Origin of the sequence: Saccharopolyspora mangrovi (assembly GCF_035320975.1) — a bacterium.
GTDB classification, from domain to species: domain Bacteria; phylum Actinomycetota; class Actinomycetes; order Mycobacteriales; family Pseudonocardiaceae; genus Saccharopolyspora; species Saccharopolyspora mangrovi.
Genome location: NZ_JAWLNX010000016.1, coordinates 153,432 through 156,957, shown reverse-complemented (window position 1 = coordinate 156,957; position 3,526 = coordinate 153,432). Strand labels below are relative to the sequence as shown.

Below are 3,526 nucleotides of genomic sequence, written 5' to 3'. Positions count from 1 at the left end.
TGGGGGGGGGGGGGGGGGGGGGGGGGGGGGGGGGGCGGGGGGGGGGCGGGGGGGGGGGGGGGGGGGGCCCCCCCCCCCCCACCACCGATTGGTCGGCCGGTCAGGAAGCGGAGCCGGGCGCCGGCTCCTGGGCTTCAGAAGCGCCCGCCGGTGGGCGTCCGTCCTCCAGGAACCGGTCGAGAACATTGCGCGTCAGCTGGGATACGTTGTTGTCGTAACCATTGTGCGACAACGAACCGCAATAGGAGATCGAACTGCAGGACCAGACGCCTCCGCCTCCTTCGGTCGGGAAGTACGTGATGTCACCGCGAACCCGACCGTTCTGCGTCCCTCCCGTACCGGGGACGTTGAAGTACAGCTCTTCGGCGACCTCCAGGTAGACATCGGTGTGCCCCTCGGACGTCGCGCCGATGACTGTCTCCGGTGGAGTTCCCAGCGAGGCGTCGTAGAGGTCGAGCTCGAGTCCGGCGGCACCGCCGCCGACCAGGCCGAAGTCACCGATGAGCTCGTCGGGAGCGATGCCGTCGAACATCCAGTTGGCCGCGCCGCCGAGCCCGTCCGGTGTGCGCCGGAAGTAGGACGAGACGTCGAATCCTTCGGAACCGAAGCCGACACCGACCAGCCGTTGCGGTGCTCGGCCACGATGGCGCCAGAGCGTGCCGTACTCGCCGGTGAAGGACAGGTGGTACTCGCCCGGTTTGCACTTCCAGGCGTTGGAGCCGTGGCCCTTGCGGACCTCGATCACGCTCGGGTCGTCCGGATCGAAGTTGATGACCCAGTAGAAGCCGTTGCCGCCGAAGTACATCAGCCTGCCGCCCTCGGTGGTGTACTGGTGGATCGCGTCGAGCATCTGCTCCGAGTAGTACTCGGGGTGCGAACCGGTCAGCACGACCCGATACGGGGCGATCGCGTCCAGGCCCCGCAGGTGCAGGTCCTCGTCGGTGATGACGTCGAACTCGTAGCCGAGTTCGGTGAGCCAGTCGATCAGGTGCAGGTCCGCGTTGAATTGCCATAGCGACGGTGAGAGCCAGTGCCGGAAACCAGGCCGCATGTTGAGGATCGGCCGCTGCCGGGTGGAGAAGGCGACGCCTGATCCATCGGTGTGCTGATCGTAGGTGGACAGGCCGAACTCGCGGTGCTCGCTGAGCACGATGTTGTTCTGTTCGAGCACGGGAGCCCTGGCGACGAACAGTTGAGCGAGCGGCGCCGACAGGCTCACATGGTCGTTCGCGTAGGCCATGTAGCTGGCGGTGGGGGCGAGGAAGCAGATCTTCTTCTCGTTTCCCGGCTCGGCTTTGACGTAGAACGGGACGTAGTCGACGTCGTTGTCGGCGACCAGCCGTGCCGCGTACAGACCTGAGGGCATGCCTCCGGGGACCGTGAGGGTGAAGTCGACGTCCCACTCCGCGTCCGCCAGGTCGTCGTCGTGGAAGTGGATTGCCCCGTACTCGGTGGGGGCGTGGACGAAGTTCTGCTCTTTGGCCCGCCAGTTGTAACCGGTCACCGCCCGCGTGGGCATGTTGACGGCCGTCCCGTGCAGGCCGTGTCGCGACACGTCGGTGATCCGGCGCGGCTGCCTGATGCCCTCCGGCGTGATCTCGGCGTCGAAGTTCCAGGCGGCGACCAGGGACAGACCTCGGGGATTCTCGACCTGACCTTCGGCCTCAGAGGGAGACATGGCAGTCGAGTGCACTCGCGGACGATCGAGCTTGCCGTTGAAGTGGTTGCCGACGATGACTCGGCCGGTGTCGGTGACGAGGTCCACCTGCCCGGCCATGACGAGGGGGAAATCGGTGGAGGAGGGGACCAGCGAGCTGTTCCCGCTCACCGTCGCCGTGGTTGAGGCGAACGAGGAGGCCACCGCGAAGCGGCTGTTGGTCGGTGTGACCACGGGTACCTGGGAGACGGTGAGGGTGCCGTCGGCTGCGCGCGAGCCCGTGACGAGGTACCACAGGCCGGAGATCAGCGGGGCCCCGGCGCTGAGCCGCTGTGTGTTGCCCGCTCCGTCGCCGACCCACACCTGGGTGGAGCCGTCCGCACCGATGAACAGCCCCATTCCGGCGTCGGATGTGTCGTCCCACTTGGTGATCAGGCCCTGGACGCCCCGCTCCGGAGCGGTCGGGAAGACCAGCGTCTGCAGCGTCCACTCGGTGGTCAGGTCCAGTCGGCGGTGATGCGCAACGATGATGTGGGATCCGCTGTGCACTCGCTGGATCCGGCCGGGGAACTCGCCGTCGACATGCGTGGAGACCGGCTCGATCTTCTCCCCCGGGCCGTCGGGGTTCGTGTCACCGTGGATGAGCTTGACGATGTCGGCGTGGTAAGTCGGGGTTTCGCAGGTGACCGCGAAGTCGATTTGTTCCCCCGGGCGGACGGACAATTGCTTTGAGTAGCCGAGAATCTTCATCGTTCATTCCTCGATGCGGTTGAGGAGGCCGTTGTCGCGCAGCCTCTTGACGAACAGTCCGTGCTCGGCCTCGAAGCGATCGGAGTAGGTCTCGTCGAGCAGCCGGGGCGGCTGATCCGGTTCGCCGGTGATTTCGGCGATGCACCACTCCTGGTGCGGCACCGTGCATACCAGGATGTACTTGCCTGCCATGACCATATGGTGCTTGCGCAGGTAGATCAGGATTCGTTCGAGCTCGTCCGAGTGCTTTCCGACGGGCAGCCGCCGATGTTCCTCGATGATCTCCGCGGTGATCCTGGGCCTGATCTCGTTGTCGAGGATGAAGTCCTCGGTCTGCCGGAAGGCGGCAGCCTCTCTTTCGTACTGCTCGGCCAGAGAAGGCAAGGTCATCATTGACCTCCGGGTTCCGATGGGCTGAGCGGCCGATCCCATTGGATCGGCCGCGATCCAGGCACCGTACGACGGGATGGCCTGGCGAGCATTGGGCAAGATCCCATTGACGGGAAATGCAATTCGTGATAGTAGCTATCGAGCCTACCGGGAGGAGGAGGCGAATGGTCAGCACCTTGGACGCGCTTGCCACGATCGGGGCGAAACTCGCCGACCGCAGGCCCAGCACCGATCTCTACCAGGACATCGCGCGCATCGTCCGGTCAGCCTCGCACTGCGACACCATTGCGCTGTCACAGCTCAACCCCGTAACTCGGCGCCACGACACGGTCGTCAACCTCGAATATCCCGAAACCGTTCTCCGCCACCTGAACACCTGGTTCGTGGAGCACGACGAGGTCTACCGCCACATGCGCACCGGGGACGGGAAGCCGCTGCGGTGGAGGGACATGCCGTTCCGCTACGAATCCATGTTCTCCGCAGAGAGGGTCTTCCGGCCCTCCGGGTTCAACGAAGGCGTAACGGTCTGCCTGTACAACCAGGACGGGCGATACACTGGGGCGCTGCACGTCAGCACGACGGACCGCAACCAGCCGCCGGACGAGGCGATGCAACTGCTCTCGGCCTCCCAAACGCTCCTCGGGACGCTCGTCGACTGGTGGACGACGCTCGACACGCCCTCGGTCGAAGACGAGCCCGCGCTCCCGGGCGTGGGGGACCCCGAGCGCG

At 65.9% G+C, this 3,526-nt stretch carries 3 protein-coding genes; 1 reads left to right on the top strand and 2 read right to left on the bottom strand.

The genetic code is table 11. The features are described from left to right. Positions 1-100: 100 nt before the first annotated feature. Positions 101-2,380, bottom strand: a complete 2,280-nt coding sequence (locus tag R4I43_RS22215) for a N,N-dimethylformamidase beta subunit family domain-containing protein (protein WP_324267610.1) — start codon at positions 2,378-2,380, stop codon at positions 101-103. Between the two features lie 30 nt (positions 2,381-2,410). Continuing rightward, the gene (locus R4I43_RS22210; protein WP_324267609.1) at positions 2,411-2,896 is read right to left on the bottom strand and encodes a hypothetical protein; all 486 of its coding nucleotides are present in this window, start codon (positions 2,894-2,896) and stop codon (positions 2,411-2,413) included. A gap of 65 nt (positions 2,897-2,961) precedes the next feature. On the opposite strand from R4I43_RS22210, the gene R4I43_RS22205 reads away from it, so the two are divergent. After that, on the top strand, positions 2,962-3,526 hold a 565-nt coding region (locus R4I43_RS22205), incomplete at its 3' end, for an autoinducer binding domain-containing protein (protein WP_324267608.1).